This window comes from Streptomyces sp. N35 (genome assembly GCF_016464295.1).
Classification (GTDB): Bacteria; Actinomycetota; Actinomycetes; order Streptomycetales; family Streptomycetaceae; genus Streptomyces.
The window spans coordinates 1-14,775 of record NZ_JAEIMH010000076.1 but is presented as its reverse complement, the minus strand read 5'-3'; the positions used below and the strand labels follow the sequence as shown (position 1 = coordinate 14,775).

The window sequence follows — 14,775 nt, the reverse complement described above, 5'->3', positions numbered from 1 at the left end:
CCGGCATGGAATCCGCCCTCACCGCGGCCGCCTTCCTGCTGCTGATCGCCCTGGCCGCGTATGTGATCCACCGCCTCAACCTCCAGCACGCCGAGAGGATCGCCTTGCGTACGTACAGCCCCGCCCAGCCCGGCCAACGGCCCCCCACCGAGCCGGGCATCGCCGGTACGCCACCGCCGCGGCCCGCCCCGTTGCCCGCCGACCGGCACGACCATCGCGACGGAGGCCGTGGGCGGTTCGGGGCGCGCCGTCGGCGGGACCGCACCACGCACAAGCAGGCCCGCTGAACCGGGCCGCGCCGAAGGGACCGTGAGGGGAGGCCGGATGGCCGACGTGTATCTGCGCAGGCTCAGCCGATGGCAGGCCGAACAGCAGAGAGAGGCCGTCGCCGATGTGTACGTCACGGCGTACCGCGGCGCCGCCGGGGCCGAGTACCGGGACCGGGCAGGCTTTCTGCGCCGCTTCGCACGGCATGTGCAGCGCGAGGGATTCGACATGGCGGTCGCCGACGCGACCGGCCTGGCCGGCTGCGCCTACGGATACCGCCTTGACCGTGACGGGGCCTGGTGGGCCGACTTCCCCGTCGAGGTGACGCCGCAGGCGGAGCAACTCACCGCGTCCGGGCGGGTGTTCGTGCTCACCGAGCTGATGGTGCTGCCCGCGCAGCGCCGGCGCGGTGTGGCGACCCGGCTCACGGACCTGCTGCTCTCGCGCCTGGGCACGGACCTGGTGGTGGCGGGCGTCGACGGGGACAGGGCCGGGACGAGGGAACTGCTCCGCGCGTGGGGCTGGAAGGAACTGCCCGCCCCCACCGGTCGGAGCTCGCCGTCCCCGGGCCGTGAGGTGTGGGCGCGCTGGCCGGTGCGGTGAGGTGAGCGCTCCCTTGCGGTGACGTACCGGCGAGGCGCAGGCAGGGGCCCGGACGCGCGGTGCGGGGGCCTGGACGCACGGGGGAGGGATCGGACGCACGGGGCAGGGATCGGACGCACGGGGCAGAGTCCGGACGCACGAAGGCCCGGCGCGTTTTCACGTGCCGGGCCTTCGTCCTGAGTAGCGGGGACAGGATTTGAACCTGCGACCTCTGGGTTATGAGCCCAGCGAGCTACCGAGCTGCTCCACCCCGCGTCGGTAAACACAACTGTACGCCATCCGCGGGACACCTCGCGCCACGGTTTTCCGCGAGGCCGGAAATCCTGGACCCGGCGGCGCCTCCGTGACCAGGCGGGCGGCACCCGCGGTCACCTGATCGGCCCGCACGGATTCGCCGCCCGACCCGCCTGCGGGAACCCTGGTGAGGTGCGCGGCGGTGGCCCGCGGCTGCCGGGAGCGACGAAGAGGAGCTCCCGGAAACCCCGGGACACGTCACACCGGGTCGGACGGTGGCAGGAGACAGGCCGGTGGGGAAGCGAGGACGACGGCACACGGCCAAGGACGCGGACGCGTACGAGGCCCGCCCCGGGATCACCCGCACCCGCGCCTTCGTCAGGACCCTGCCGCTGCTGCTCATCGGCGGTGGACTGCTGCTCACGTTCGTGACGCCGCCCAAGTTCACCGGGGCTCCGCTCTTCTCCGCCGCGCCGCTGATCGCCGCACCGTTCTTCTCGCTGGCCAATACCCTCCTGACGGGCTTCATCGCGGTCGGTGCGCTCACCGGGCTGCACCTTTACAACGGGACCGCGGGCAAGACCGAGTCCCTCACCGAGATCGTGACGGTGGTCACCGTCGCCGTGCTCGCGGTGCTGATCAACCGGGTCGTCACCCGTAGCAGCGAGCAGCTGGCCTCCGCCCGCAGTATCGCCGTGGCCGCCCAGCGGGCCGTACTGCCGGAGCCGGCTGCCCGGATCGGGGGTCTCGAGGTCGCGGCGCGGTACGAGGCGGCGCAGGCGGACGCGTTCATCGGCGGTGACCTGTACGCGGTGCAGGACACCCCGCACGGGGTGCGGCTGATCGTGGGGGACGTACGGGGCAAGGGCCTGGGGGCGGTGGAGGCCGTGGCCGTCGTCATCGGCGCCTTCCGTGAGGCCTCCGAGCAGGAGGCCTCACTGGAAGCGGTCGCGCTCCGCCTGGAGCGGGCGCTGGCCCGCGAGGGGACCCGGCGGGACGGGCTCGACGCGGTGGAGGGGTTCACGACCGCGGTGCTCGCGGAGATCTCGCACGAACACGGCGCCGTACGGCTCATCAACCGCGGGCATCCGGAACCGCTGCTCCTGCACCCGGACGGAAGGCTGCAGATCCTCGCGCCCGAGCAGGCCGCGCTGCCGCTGGGGATGAGCGATCTGGCGTCCTGGCCGGACCGCGGGGTGACGGCCGAGCTGCCGGCGGGGGCGATGCTGCTGTTCTACACGGACGGCCTGAGCGAGGCGCGCAGCGCCGAGGGGGTCTTCTACGATCCGGCGGCGCGGCTCGAAGGGCGGATGTTCCCCGGGCCCGACTCCCTGCTCTCCGCGCTCGTCGAGGAGGTGCGCGAGCACACCGGCGGCGGAGCGCCCGACGACATGGCGCTGCTCGCGATCGCGCGGCCGGCCGCGCGGGCCGTGATGTCACCGAAGGTGACCGAGGGGCAGCCCTCCGCATAACAATTGATGCACCGTCAGAATTCTGATGACAGTGACTTGTCTCAACTTCCTTGGCGACTCGTCCGATTCCGACCCCTCGTGTCCCCTAAGTCCAGGCCAAAGCAGCTAACGATCTGTCGGAACGGCTTGGAATCCCGGGCCCCCGTCTATTAACGTTCGATAACGCAGCGCGGTCGTCCCAGCCGTCACAAGAGATGGCTCCGTGCGCACACGCTTAATCCCGCAAGGGAGCCGGGGAACCACTTTTTGGGGTGAATCGGGCATGCGGCACCTTCTTCGAAGGCGTCAACGCCCGTAGGAAACCTTCCTGTTCCGAACCCGTCAGCTAACCCGGTAGGCGAGAAGGAAGGAAAGGAGTCTGCCCTCGTGGCGACCCCCGCAGGCCGTGGTACCACCGCCGATCCGTATTTCGCGGACGGCACCCAGGAGTTCAGGTTCGATGACGAGCCCTGGGAGGAGTGGAACCCGACCGAGGAGTCCATACGTCCCGTCCGGGGCAAGCACCGAGCCGCCAAGCAGCGCGGCGGACTTGCCCGCAGCCCCCCCGTTCTCGGCGTCGGTGCCATACCCGCCGTCGGCGCGGGCGGCATAGCCACCGCTAAGGACAAGCCGCCGGTCCCGATCTCCATGCCGGACCTCGGCGAGCAGGCCAAGAAGATTCCCGTCGTCGGCTCCCTGATATCCGACGACTCCGACTCCGGTGCCGACGGGCAGTCCGGTGTCGCGCAGGCCACCGCGGCCACGCTGCCCGTGGCCGCCACCAGCTCCAGCGAGCAGTCCACCGCCGACGCGGGCGAGGCCCTGCGGGCCCGGATCCTGGAGCAGGCGCAGAACCAGGAGGACGAGGCGGACGCCGCCGCTCAGGCCGCTGCCGAGCAGGCCGCCGCCGAACTGGCCGCGAAGGCCGCCGCCGAGAAGCAGGACGCCGCCGAGAAGGCCGAGGCGGAGGCCAAGCGCAAGGCGGAGGAAGAGGCCAAGCGCAAGGCCGAGGCGGAGCGCCTGGCCAAGCTGGCCAAGAGCTACTCGCTCCCCACCACCTCGTACACGATCACTTCGACGTTCGGGCAGGCCGGTTCCATGTGGTCCTCCGGGTCGCACACGGGTCTGGACTTCGCTGCTCCCACAGGTACCCCCATCAAGTCCGTCCACACCGGCACCGTCAAGGAGGCCGGCTGGTCCGGCTCGTACGGCTACCGCACCGTGGTCGAGCTCGCGGACGGTACGGAGATCGCGTACAACCACCAGTCGTCGATCGGCGTCAGCGTCGGCCAGAAGGTCACGACCGGCGATGTCATCGGCCGCGTGGGCTCCACCGGCAACTCCACCGGACCGCATCTGCACCTCGAGGTCGAGACTTCGGGCGGCAGCCTGATCGACCCGATGGCCTGGCTGCAGAGCAAGGGCCTCAACCCCTGATTTCCGTACGGAACTTGTGAGCGCCGTAGGGGTACGGCGTACCTGAACCCCGGCAGTCCTGACGGCAACCCCCCGACGTCAGGGCTGCCGGTTTTGGGGTTCCATGGGTGATTTGCGCGCGTTTCATGGGTGCTTCACGGGGCTTCACGGGGCTTCGCGGGCAAGGAATAGCGGCTTCCCGTGCGGGTGTTGATCACTTCATGACCTCCTTGCGCCCCCTCGGCTCCTCCGACCTCGAAGTCCATCCGCTCTGCCTCGGCGGCAACGTCTTCGGCTGGACCGCCGACGAGACCCGGACCTTCGCCGTACTCGACGCGTACAGCGCGGGCGGCGGCAACTTCATCGACACCGCCGACTCCTACTCGGCCTGGGCCCCCGGCAACCAGGGCGGCGAGTCCGAGACCCTGATCGGCAAGTGGCTGGCCGCGCGCGGCAACCGTTCCGATGTCGTCATCGCCACCAAGGTCGGCGCGCACCCCGCGTACAAGGGCCTCTCGGCGGCCACCATCAAGGCCGCCGCAGAGGAGTCGCTGCGCCGGCTCGGGACCGACTACATCGACCTGTACTACACGCACTTCGACGATGAAGGCGTGCCGGTCGAGGAGATCGTCACCGCGCTCGACGCGCTGGTGCGCGAGGGCAAGGTGCGGGCCGTGGCCACCTCGAACCTCACCGCCGAACGCCTCCGGGAATCACTGGAGTTCGCCGAGCGTGAGGGCCTTGCCCGGTATGTGGCGCTTCAGCCGCACTACAACCTTGTTTCACGTGAAACGTACGAGGGTTCGAAGCAGGAGCTCGCCTCGCAGTGGGGTCTGGCCGCCGTGCCGTACTACGCGCTGGCCTCCGGCTTCCTCACCGGCAAGTACCGCCCCGGCGCCGAGGTCGACAGTCCGCGCGCGGGCGGTGCGGCCAAGCACCTGGAGACCGAGCGCGGCCGGCGGGTGCTCGATGCCCTCGACGCCGTGGCGAAGGCGCACGACGCCGAACTCGCCACGGTGGCGCTCGCCTGGCTCGCGGCCCAGCCGACGGTGGTCGCGCCGATCGCCTCGGCGCGCACCGTGGAGCAGCTGCCGGCGCTGCTCGCGGTGGGGGAGCTGACGCTCACGGACGAGGAGCTGCGACTCCTGACGGCGGCTTCCGCCTAGCAGTCCGGTCTCTGCCGTGTACGCGCGCCGCCCGCTCAGCCCGCGGGCGGCGCGTACGGGTCGGGGGCCGCGTACGGGCCGCCGAGGGGCTGCTGCGGGTGTGGGTAGCCGTACCCCGGCTGGCTCGGGATGTACGGGATGTAGGGAATCTGCGGGCCGGGCACCGTCATCGGCCCGTATGGGTTCGCGTACGGGGCGTACTGCCGCGGGAACGCCGGCGCCGTCATCCGTGCCGCATGGTCGAGAGCGGGGCGCGAGGGTCCCCGACGGGACCAGAGCGCCTGCAGCAACTCCCTTTCCCGGGCGACGAAATCGGCGCCCGCACGGCCGCTGCGGCCCCGGTGGCGCAGGAACGCCAGGGCCGTGGCGAGGGAGATGTACTCGCGGACGGTGCGCGCCACGTCCTTGCCGTGGGCCCCTGCCGCGTACTGGCGCGCCATGCGGCGGGCGCGCAGGGTGCCGAGGGCGTACGGCTCGGGGGCGGTGAGCCAGCCGGCGGCGACGTACGCGGGAAGTTCCTCGCGGACCGTGCGCAGTTCGCGCTGGCGGCTGTAGATCGTCAGCCAGGTCAGCAGGCCGAACGACGGGACCATGAAGCCGACGTAGACGAAGAAGAAGCCCAGGCCGCCGAAGGAGGCGGAGCCGTTCCACGCGGCGTGCATCCCCATCGCGAGCAGCAGGCCGGCGACCGGGAACAGGATCCGGCGGAGGCGGTGCCGGTCGGCGGCGAGGGCGGCGAAGCCGAAGCCGATGCCGGTGAGGACCGTGAACAGCGGGTGGGCGAACGGGGACATCACGATGCGGACGAAGAAGGTCGCCGCGGTGACCGAGTCGAAGCCGATGCCGTCGACTCCGCTGGCCTCGTCGGTGCCGTAGGCGTTGCCGAGATAGAGGATGTTCTCGGTGAACGCGAAGCCGGTGGCCGTGACCCCGGATATCACCACGCCGTCGACGAGACCCTTGAAGTCCCGTCTGCGGAACAGGAAGACGAGCAGGATCGCCGCCGCCTTGACCGTCTCCTCGACGACCGGGGCGACGACGGTGGCGCCGAGGGTGTCGGCGCTCGTGGGGTCGGCGGTTCTGGTGGCTATCCAGCGGGTGGCGAAGGAGTTCGCGACGATCGCTATCAGCGCGGCCGCGCAGGCACCCCACGCGAACGAGAAGATCAGGTTCCGCCAGGGCGCCGGTTCGACCCGGTCGAGCCAGCGGAACGCGGCTATCAGCAGCGGTACGGGAAATATCGCGAGGGCCAGACCCACCAGGAAGCCCTCGGTGCCGGTCTCCTTGCGGACCAGCGCGAGGATCACCAGACCGGACAGGGCGAGCAGGGTGATCAGCGCGCCGGCTTTCACGGCACGGCGCTGCCACCAGTGCACAGGCCTGCCGAGACCGGCGACCGGGTGGGCCGGCGGGTGCGGAGGCTGGGGCGGTGCGTTCACCCCTCGACCCTAACGAGCCGCAGGGGGCTTGTGCGATGCCGGGCGCGACGAAGAGGAGCGCCCGGAACCCCGGGAGACCCCGACCCTACGTACGCACGAAGATCAAGTCGTGGACCACATGGTCCTTGTCGAGCCCCTTGCCCTCGAAGCGGGTCAGGGGGCGGAAGGCGGGCCGCGGGGTGTAGCCGCCGTCCGGCTGCGAGTTGGTGAAGTCGGGGTGGGCCTCGAGCACCTCGAGCATCTGCTCGGCGTACTCCTCCCAGTCCGTCGCGCAGTGGATGAACCCGCCGGGCTTCAGACGGGACGCTGCGAGCGTCAGGAACTCCGGCTGGATGATGCGGCGCTTGTGGTGGCGCTTCTTGGGCCAGGGGTCGGGGAAGTAGACGCGCACGCCGTCGAGGGAGTCGGGCCGGAGCATCTCGCTGAGCAGGATGATCGCGTCGCCGTTGGCCACGCGGACGTTGTCGAGTCCGTTCCGCTCGGCGAGCCCGAGGAGGTTGCCCTGGCCGGGGGTGTGCACATCGACGGCGAGGATGCCGGTGTCCGGGTCGTCCGCGGCCATCTGCGCGGTGGCCTCGCCCATGCCGAAGCCGATCTCGAGGACGACGGGGCGTCCCTCGAACATCTCGGCCAGGTCGAGCCGCTGCTTGCCGTCGATCTCGATGCCCCACTTCGGCCACAGCCTGCGCAGGGCGTCGCCCTGGCTCAGGGTGACGCGGCTGCGGCGCGGCTGGAAGCTGCGGATCCGCCGCTCGAAATGCGACCCGGCGGGGTCGGGACTCGGTCCCTCGCCCTCGGCGAACCGTCGGTTCTTCTCCGCGCGGGCGGCGGAGGCGGCGGCGCGGGTCTCGGCGTCGTACGGGTCGGGGCGGCCCTGGGTGGGGGCGGCGGCGGGGGTTTCGGGATGCTCGGACACAGTGGGGTCGATTCTACGGAGGGTTGCGCAGGGGCGCGTCCCGCCGGTCAGCCCACCTGCGCCAGCACCCTGCGCGCCACCTCCCGCCCGATCGGCAGCGAAGCCGTGGCCGCAGGTGAGGGGGCGTTGAGGACATGCACGGTCCGTGCGCCCTCCACGAACAGGAAGTCGTCCGCCAAGGTGCCGTCGCGCAGGACCGCCTGGGCGCGGACGCCCGCCGGGGCCGGATGGAGGTCCGATTCCATGACCGCGGGGAGCAGTCGGCGGACCGCGCGCGTGAAGGCCGGGCGGGACAGGGAGCGGCGCAGTTCGCCCGCACCGTAGCGCCAGTGCTCGCGGGCTATCCGCCACGAGCCGGGCCAGGTGAGCGTGTCCGCCAGCTCGCGGGGGCGTACCACCGACCAGTCGTATCCCTCGCGCGCGAGGGCGGGCACGGCGTTGGGCCCGACATGGACCCCGCCGTCGATGCCGCGCGTGAGGTGCACGCCGAGGAAGGGGAACGCCGGGTCGGGCACGGGGTAGACCAGGCCGCGCACCAGCTCGGGCCGGGCCAGCTCGTAGTACTCGCCGCGGAACGGCACGATGCGCATCCCCGGGTCGTCGCCCGCGAGGCGCGCCACACGGTCGCAGTGCAGCCCCGCGCAGTTCACCAGAACGCGGCCGCGCACGATCGCCCCGGACGCCGTGCGCACCGCGACCCCCCGGTCCGCGCGCCGGTCGATCCGCGTGACCTCCGCCCCGTACCGGATCTCGGCGCCCGCGTCCCGTACCAGCGAAGCCAGCTGTACGGCCACCGCGCCGAAGTCGCAGATCCCGGTCGTGGCCACATGGATCCCCGCGAGCCCCCGCACCTCGGGCTCGAACTCCGTGATCTGGCTGGGGCCCAGCTCCCGAACCGGAATCCCGTTCTCCCGGCCGCGCTGCACCAGGGCGTGCAGCCGGGGCAGCTCGGAGCGCTCGGTGGCGACGATCAGCTTGCCGCCGACGGCATGCGGAATCCCGTGCTCGGCACAGAACTTGACCATCTCCGCGGCGCCCTCGACGGCGAACCGCGCCTTGAGCGACCCGGGCCGGTAGTAGATCCCGCTGTGGATCACCCCGCTGTTGCGCCCCGTCTGGTGCCGGGCGGGCCCGGGCTCCTTCTCGAGGACCGTGACCCGTATCCCCGGCCGGGCGCGCGTCAGCGCATACGCCGTCGACAGTCCGACGATGCCGCCGCCGATGACGAGCACATCGCAGTCGTACGACAGCTGTCTGCCGTCTGCCGGGCCGCGCAGGGCCACGCGCCTCACCTCCGGAGAGCTCCGAGTCCGTCACGGACGCCGAGTACGCCCATGTGTCCGATAGTGCACTGCGCCACTGACAACGCGCTCAAACCCGTACCGGAAGGACTGTGCGGAGCAGTTCGCTCACGCCGGCGCCACCAGCAGCGGCCGGGCCCTCTCCCGCAACTCGATCACCTGCGGCTCGTCCCCGTGCGCCTCCAGACGGTGCAGCAGATCCCGTACGTACTCGGTGGTCCGCGCCGACGAGATGCGCCCCGCGACCTCCACGGCCCGCAGGCCCTGCGCGCAGCACGCGTCCAGGTTGCCCGACTCCAGCTCGGCGACCGCGCTCACCACGAGCCGCAGACCGTGCGAGCGGACGAACTCCTCGGTCGGGCTGGACAGGGCCTGCTCGGTGAACCGCCGTACCTGGCGCGGTGCCTTGAGGTCGCGGTAGCACTCGGCGGCGTCGGCCGCGAACCGGTCGTAGGAGTAGAAGCCCAGCCAGGACGGGTCGTTGTCACCGTCGCGGGACCGCTCGAGCCAGCCCTCGGCGGACTTCAGGGCGCCGCCCGCCGCGTGCGCGTCACCGGCGCGGGCCTGCGCCCGGGCCTCGACGAGGTGGAAGAAGCTCATGGTGCGCGCGGTGGCCAGGCCCCGGTTGCGCTCCAGGGCGGCCTGCGCGAGGTCGACGCCCTCGTCGCCGAAGCCGCGGTAGGTGGCCTGGAGCGACATGGAGGCCAGGACGTAGCCGCCGAGCGGGACGTCGGCTGCCGCGCGGGCGAGCCGCAGGGCCTGGATGTAGTAGCGCTGGGCGGCCTCCTGCTGGCCGGTGTCGAAGGCCATCCAGCCCGCCAGGCGCGTGAGTTCGGCCGTCGCGCCGAACAGGGCGCGTCCCACTTCGTCCGAGTACGTTCCCAGCAACAGGGGCGCGGCCTCGACCCGTAAGCACTCGGGCACCATGGATGAACGCCAGTCCCCGCCGCCGTACTTGGAGTCCCAGCGCCGCGCGTCGTGGGCCGCCTCGCGCAGTTTCCGTACGTCGCTGTGGCCGACGCGCAGCGGCTTCTCGCCGGCCGGTGCGGACTCGGCGATCTGCCGGGCCTGCTCCGCCGTACGTTCCACCGAGCTGTCGGCGGGTGTTATCAGCCACCGGGACGCGGGTGTCGCATAGGCGCTCACGGCGAACGAGCCCGCAAGCGACTGCCAGATCCCGCCACTTGTGCCCCTGCGTCCTGCGAGGTCGAGCCGGTACAGCTCGGTCGCCGATTTCACCGCCGCGCCGATGTCGCGCGGGAAGGAGAGACCCACCTCGGGCGCCGGGTCGGCGTCCGCGAGACCGATCTCGTGCAGCGGCACGGGCCGGCCGAGCTTCTGGCCGATGGCCGCGGCGATCAGGTGCGGGGCCGCACCCTGCGGAACCATGCCCTTGGAGACCCAGCGGGCCACCGAGGTCTTGTCGTAGCGGAGGGTCAGACCCCGTTGCGATCCGAGGTCGTTGACCCGGCGGGCGAGGCCCGCGTTGCTGATTCCCGCGAGGGCGAGAACGGTGCCGAGCTTTTCGTTCGGCCCGCGTTGCTCCCTGGACATGCGCCACCCCTCGACACAGACGGCTGCCGCGCCGGTTCACCACGGCTGGCATAACCGCGCGGCATTCGTAAACCCAGCGTAGTTCCCCGCATTCCAAGCGTTAAGGGGCGGGATTCCGGATGGCGAGAAAGTTGTCTGTACAGGAGTGCGGTCTTGCTGCGGTGTGCTCCCGGCGTGTGGCCGTGCGCCCGCCCGTGCGCTCTTCACCGACCGGTGCGGGAGCGCTTCCATGAGGATGCGTGGGCCGGCCCACCGTGCGCTGGCAACCGGTGGGCTGGGGGACGCCGCCGCCTACATCCCCGCGGGTGGCGGACCGGTCCGGGAGGCCAAGCGCGCCTCCCGGATCGCGCGTTGCCCCGGCCCGCGCCTGCCGTACGCCCCATTGCGCGCGAAATGGCCGGATCCAGCCAGCAGTTGCCCCGGCCCGCGCGGAAGCACAGAGGCGCAAACGGCGCGCCCGCCTCCCCCTCCGATGCGCCCGCTTCGTGGCAGCATGGTGCCGAACTGACCGAGTCAGACGGTGCACTTGTTGTCCACAGGCTGTGGAGGCGCGATGCGGTGGTTGGTGGGGTGGAGCAGTACCACCGCGAGGGCGTCCGGCCCTCTTGGCCGGCTTGGCGGCGGCAGCGAGGCCGGCGAGACCGTGCACCCCGTGGGCTCCCAGCTTCTGTGGGGTGATCCGGATCCCCTGTGGGCGGTGGGCGATTGGCGGCCCGACGAGGTCCGTGTGGTCAGGGCCGACGACCGGACCCGTATCGCCGTACTCGGCACCTGCGGCGCGAGCGACGAGCAGCTGCGCCTCGGCCTGGTCGCGGCCCGCGGCGGCGCGCTGCGGCATCTGACCGCGTGGGCCGGCAGCTATCCGGCGGTGGTCCAGGTCGGCCGCCGCATCATGGTCGCCGGTGATCTCGCGGGCGCACGCCCGGTGTTCTACACCCCGTGGGCCGGCGGTACCGCGTATGCCACCGCGGCCCTGCCGCTCGCCGACCTCATCGAGGCGCACCTCGACATCGGCCATCTCGCGGCGCTGCTCGCCTGCCCCGACGTCCCCGAAGCGCTCCAGGACTCCACCCCGTACGCGGACGTGCGGCGCATCCCGCCCGGGCACGCCCTGATCCTGCGCGACGGCGCACGCGAGATCGCCGGATACGAGCCGGTGGCCTCCCTCGCCGTCGCCGCGGCGGAGCTGGACGCCACACGCGCGGTGGACGGCGTACGGGAAGCACTGGTCGACGCGGTACGGGCCCGGCTCTCCGCACCCCGCCACGTACCGGACATCGACCCCGGACCCGTCCCGGGCATGGGCCCCGCCGAACGCCGCGCCTCCCGCATGCCGGTCCCCGGCATCGGCGCCGACCTGTCCGGCGGCCCGGCCTCCGGCACGCTCGCGCTGCTCGCCGCCGGACTGCCCGGGATGCCGGGCACCGTGCTCGGCCACGGCACGGGCGCGGGGGAGCGGCTGCTCGCCGTCACGTTCAACGACCTGACCGGCGGCCGCCAGGAAGCCGAACTCGGCCGCGCCGGCGCCCTCGCCACCAACCCCCGCCTCCACCACGTCGTGGTCCCGGCGGGCGAAGAGGCCCTGCCGTACGCCGACTTGGACGGCCCGCTCACGGACGAACCGGGCCCGTCCCTCGTCACCGCCGCCCGGCACAGACTCCGGCTCGCCTCCGGCAGCGCGGACCACCTGTCGGGGTACGGCGCGCGCCAAGTCCTCGACGCCCACCCGGCCCGTCTCGCCGACCTCCTCATGGACCGCCGCCGCCGTCATCTCGTGCGTCCGGTCGCGGCGTTGGCGCGTACGGAAGGCTCGATGAGCTCCGTACTGGTCCCCGCCAAGGTGTACGGAGCGGCCCGCCGCCTGGCCCGTACCTCCTACCGCTCGGGCATCGAGGACGCCGCACTGCGCCTGCGCGCCGGAGTCCTCGAGGAGCCCACGGGCCCCGTCGGCGCCTCGCTCGCCGCGCTGACCTGGGTGCGGCCAGGGCCCGCCGCGCGCTGGCTGACCGGCGAGGCGCTCGCTGAAGTATCGGTTCGCCTGGAGCAGTCGGCGACCCGTCCGGGCGCGGGGCCCGGCCAGCGTCCGGGTGAACGCCGGGCCCGCGCGGCCCTCGCGCGGCACGCGGCGGATCTGCGCGTACTCGAACAGGCCGCGGAGGTCCGCTTCCAGCGCCTGCACACCCCGTTCCTCGACAACCAGGTCGTACGGGCCTGCCGTGCGCTCCCGGATTCGTTGCGCATACAGCCCGGTGCACGGGCGGCGGTGCTCAGGACCGTCCTGGAGGGCGCCGGCGTGACGGACCTGCCGGTGGGCTGGGGCGCACCCTCGTACGCGACGTCCACGGCCGCCCAGAAGCTCGGACTCCGGGTCGCTGTCGAGGACTTGGTGGACCTGTTCGCCACACCGCTGCTCGCGCAGGCCGGCCTCGTCGAGGGCCGGGTGGTCCAGAAGGCGCTGCGGGCGGCGGCCGCGGGGGAGTCCGTACGGGTGGACGGACGGGCGGATCTGGTCCCGGGGGAGCTGTGGCTGCGACGGCTGCTCCCGCGCCGCGGCACGTGCTGGACAGGGATGCCCGCCCGGGCCCGGGCGGTACCGGGCGGGATCGGCCCGCAGCGGGGAGCCCTGGGGCGGGCGGGGGCTGGGCGGGGGTAGTCGGGGTCGGGTGGGGTTGCCGGGGCTGGGCGGGTAGCCGGGGCCGGACGAGGGCTGCCGGGCCGGGCGGGGCAGCGGGGGACGGACGAGGGCTGCCGGGCCGGGCGGGGCAGCGGGGGACGGACGAGGGTTGCCGGGGCAGACGTGCGCCCGCCGAAAATCCCGAGCCCACCCACGCCACCCGCTGTTACGGTGGAGAACATGGAGATCACCCGCATGCATACGCACACCGCAGCCGCGCGAGCGCCCCGCTCGCCGGTTGCCGCCGCCTGATCTCCTCACTCCTCACACCGCCGGCGACCGGAAACGGATCGCCGGCGCCGCTGTGTCGTACCCCTCGTCAAACAGCAGCTCTTCGCGCGGTCCTTTCCGGTCATCCCGACCCGAAAGGGCCCCGCCATGCGTACCTCGCAGCACACCCCGCTCACCACCGAGCCGGACCACACCCTGCTCACCACCGAGCCGGACCACACTCCGCTCACCACCGAGCAGACCATCGACACCTTCACCCGCTTCTTCCGTGAGCGCGGGCACGACCTGATCACCGGCAGCACCCTGCTGCCGCCGCCCGGTGATCCGGTCCTGTTCACCACGTCGGGCATGCACCCCCTCACGCCGTATCTGGAGGGCCGCCCCCACCCGCTCGGCCGGCGCCTGGTCAACGTCCAGCGCTGCCTGCGGACGACGGACCTCGACGAGGTGGGCGACAGCACCCACCTCACCGTCTTCGAGATGCTCGGCTCCTGGTCCCTCGGCGACTACGGCGGTCCGCAGAGCCTGCTCTGGGGGTACGAGCTGCTGCACGAAGGCTTCGGCATCCCGCGCGACCGCCTCCACGTCACGGTCTTCGGCGGCGACGAGCAGGTCGGCGTCGACGAGGAATCCCTCGATACGTGGCGGGAGACCGGCCTCCCCATCGAGCTGACCGGCGGCGAGGAGAACTGGTGGTCCAACGGGCCGACGGGACCCTGCGGTCCCGACTCGGAACTGTTCGTCTGGACCGGCGGGGACGGCACCCCGCCCCAGGGGACCCCGACCACCGACCCCCGATGGGTCGAGGTCTGGAACCACGTGATGATGCGCTACCGCCGCCACGACGACGGAAGCCTCACGCCGCTGCGGCAGCAGAACGTCGACACCGGCATGGGCCTCGAACGCCTCGTGTCGGTCCTGCAGGGCAAGGACTCGGTTTACGGGACCGACCTCTTCGAGCCGTGGATGCGTCTCGTGCCCGGCCTCTGGGACATCGACGAGCCCTCGGACCTCCGCCTGGTGGTCGACCACCTGCGCTCGCTCACCGTGATCCACGGAGACGGCGTCCACCCGTCCAACACCGGCCGGGGCTATGTCCCGCGCCGCCTGATCCGCCGCACGCTCACGACGCTCTGGCGCGAGGACCCCGACCGCACCCTCGGCGACCTGCCGCGCGAGCTCGTCTCCCACACGCAGTCCCACTTCGGTCTACGGGACGACCCGGACTCCGTCCGCACGGTCCTCCACGAGGAGGAAACCCGCTTCCGCCACCTCCTGAACCGCGGCCACAAGATCGTCTCCCGCCCCGAGTACCAGGACCGCCCCCTGACGGAGGACGACTACCGCTACCTGCACGACACGCACGGCCTGCCGAGGGAGCTGGTCCGGCACCTCAGCCCGTCCGGCCATCTCAGCCGGTCCGGCCATCTCGGCCCGTCCGGCCACCTCAGCCGGTCCGGCACACTCAGCCCCTGCGGCGATTGAGCAGATCCGAACGAAGTTCGGATGAGGGGTCCGGGGCG

11 protein-coding genes, 1 tRNA gene and 1 riboswitch are annotated in these 14,775 nt (G+C 72.2%); of the genes, 7 read left to right on the top strand and 5 right to left on the bottom strand.

What is annotated here, in order from left to right:
• Window positions 1–5: 5 nt before the first annotated feature.
• Together JAO81_RS32050 and JAO81_RS32045 are read left to right on the top strand one after the other, a co-directional pair.
• Window positions 6–287 carry a hypothetical protein gene (locus JAO81_RS32050; protein ID WP_199551480.1) on the top strand — a complete coding sequence of 94 codons (282 nt, stop codon included), beginning with the start codon at window positions 6–8 and terminating at the stop codon, window positions 285–287.
• A 37-nt stretch (window positions 288–324) separates the two neighbouring features.
• Window positions 325–870, top strand: a complete 546-nt coding sequence (locus JAO81_RS32045; RefSeq protein WP_199551479.1) for a hypothetical protein — start codon at window positions 325–327, stop codon at window positions 868–870.
• Window positions 871–1,051: 181 nt separating this feature from the next.
• On the opposite strand, the gene JAO81_RS32040 is transcribed toward JAO81_RS32045, so the two are convergent.
• Window positions 1,052–1,125, bottom strand: a tRNA-Met gene (locus JAO81_RS32040).
• 272 nt (window positions 1,126–1,397) lie between these two features.
• Between JAO81_RS32040 and JAO81_RS32035 the strand changes: the two genes are divergently transcribed.
• The 3 genes from JAO81_RS32035 (at window position 1,398) to JAO81_RS32025 (ending at window position 5,137) form a co-directional block, all read left to right on the top strand.
• Complete coding sequence (locus tag JAO81_RS32035) at window positions 1,398–2,576, top strand: PP2C family protein-serine/threonine phosphatase (protein WP_199551478.1); 1,179 nt, start codon at window positions 1,398–1,400, stop codon at window positions 2,574–2,576.
• A 201-nt stretch (window positions 2,577–2,777) separates the two neighbouring features.
• Window positions 2,778–2,931: riboswitch (cyclic di-AMP (ydaO/yuaA leader) on the top strand.
• 11 nt (window positions 2,932–2,942) lie between these two features.
• A complete protein-coding gene (locus JAO81_RS32030) occupies window positions 2,943–3,992 on the top strand; it encodes a M23 family metallopeptidase (RefSeq protein WP_199551477.1) in 1,050 nt (349 codons plus the stop codon).
• Window positions 3,993–4,192: 200 nt separating this feature from the next.
• Complete coding sequence (locus JAO81_RS32025) at window positions 4,193–5,137, top strand: aldo/keto reductase (RefSeq protein WP_199551476.1); 945 nt, start codon at window positions 4,193–4,195, stop codon at window positions 5,135–5,137.
• A 35-nt stretch (window positions 5,138–5,172) separates the two neighbouring features.
• On the opposite strand, the gene JAO81_RS32020 is transcribed toward JAO81_RS32025, so the two are convergent.
• From JAO81_RS32020 to JAO81_RS32005, 4 genes are all read right to left on the bottom strand, one after another.
• Window positions 5,173–6,576 (bottom strand): PrsW family intramembrane metalloprotease, encoded by a 1,404-nt coding sequence (locus JAO81_RS32020; RefSeq protein WP_374194380.1) that lies wholly within the window; start codon window positions 6,574–6,576, stop codon window positions 5,173–5,175.
• Window positions 6,577–6,661: 85 nt separating this feature from the next.
• Window positions 6,662–7,492: a tRNA (guanosine(46)-N7)-methyltransferase TrmB gene (gene trmB, locus JAO81_RS32015; protein ID WP_199551475.1), complete on the bottom strand. Its 831-nt coding sequence runs from the start codon at window positions 7,490–7,492 to the stop codon at window positions 6,662–6,664.
• A gap of 47 nt (window positions 7,493–7,539) precedes the next feature.
• The gene (gene lhgO / locus JAO81_RS32010; protein ID WP_307813940.1) at window positions 7,540–8,775 is read right to left on the bottom strand and encodes an L-2-hydroxyglutarate oxidase; all 1,236 of its coding nucleotides are present in this window, start codon (window positions 8,773–8,775) and stop codon (window positions 7,540–7,542) included.
• Window positions 8,776–8,901: 126 nt separating this feature from the next.
• On the bottom strand, window positions 8,902–10,347 hold the full coding sequence (locus JAO81_RS32005; RefSeq protein ID WP_199551474.1) for an MFS transporter: 1,446 nt from the start codon (window positions 10,345–10,347) through the stop codon (window positions 8,902–8,904).
• 553 nt (window positions 10,348–10,900) lie between these two features.
• Here JAO81_RS32005 and JAO81_RS32000 point away from each other — a divergent pair.
• The gene (locus JAO81_RS32000) at window positions 10,901–13,000 is read left to right on the top strand and encodes an asparagine synthase-related protein (RefSeq protein ID WP_199551473.1); all 2,100 of its coding nucleotides are present in this window, start codon (window positions 10,901–10,903) and stop codon (window positions 12,998–13,000) included.
• A gap of 399 nt (window positions 13,001–13,399) precedes the next feature.
• Window positions 13,400–14,737, top strand: coding sequence for an alanine--tRNA ligase-related protein (locus JAO81_RS31995; RefSeq protein WP_199551472.1), 1,338 nt, complete (start codon window positions 13,400–13,402; stop codon window positions 14,735–14,737).
• The last annotated feature ends 38 nt before the right edge of the window (window positions 14,738–14,775 follow it).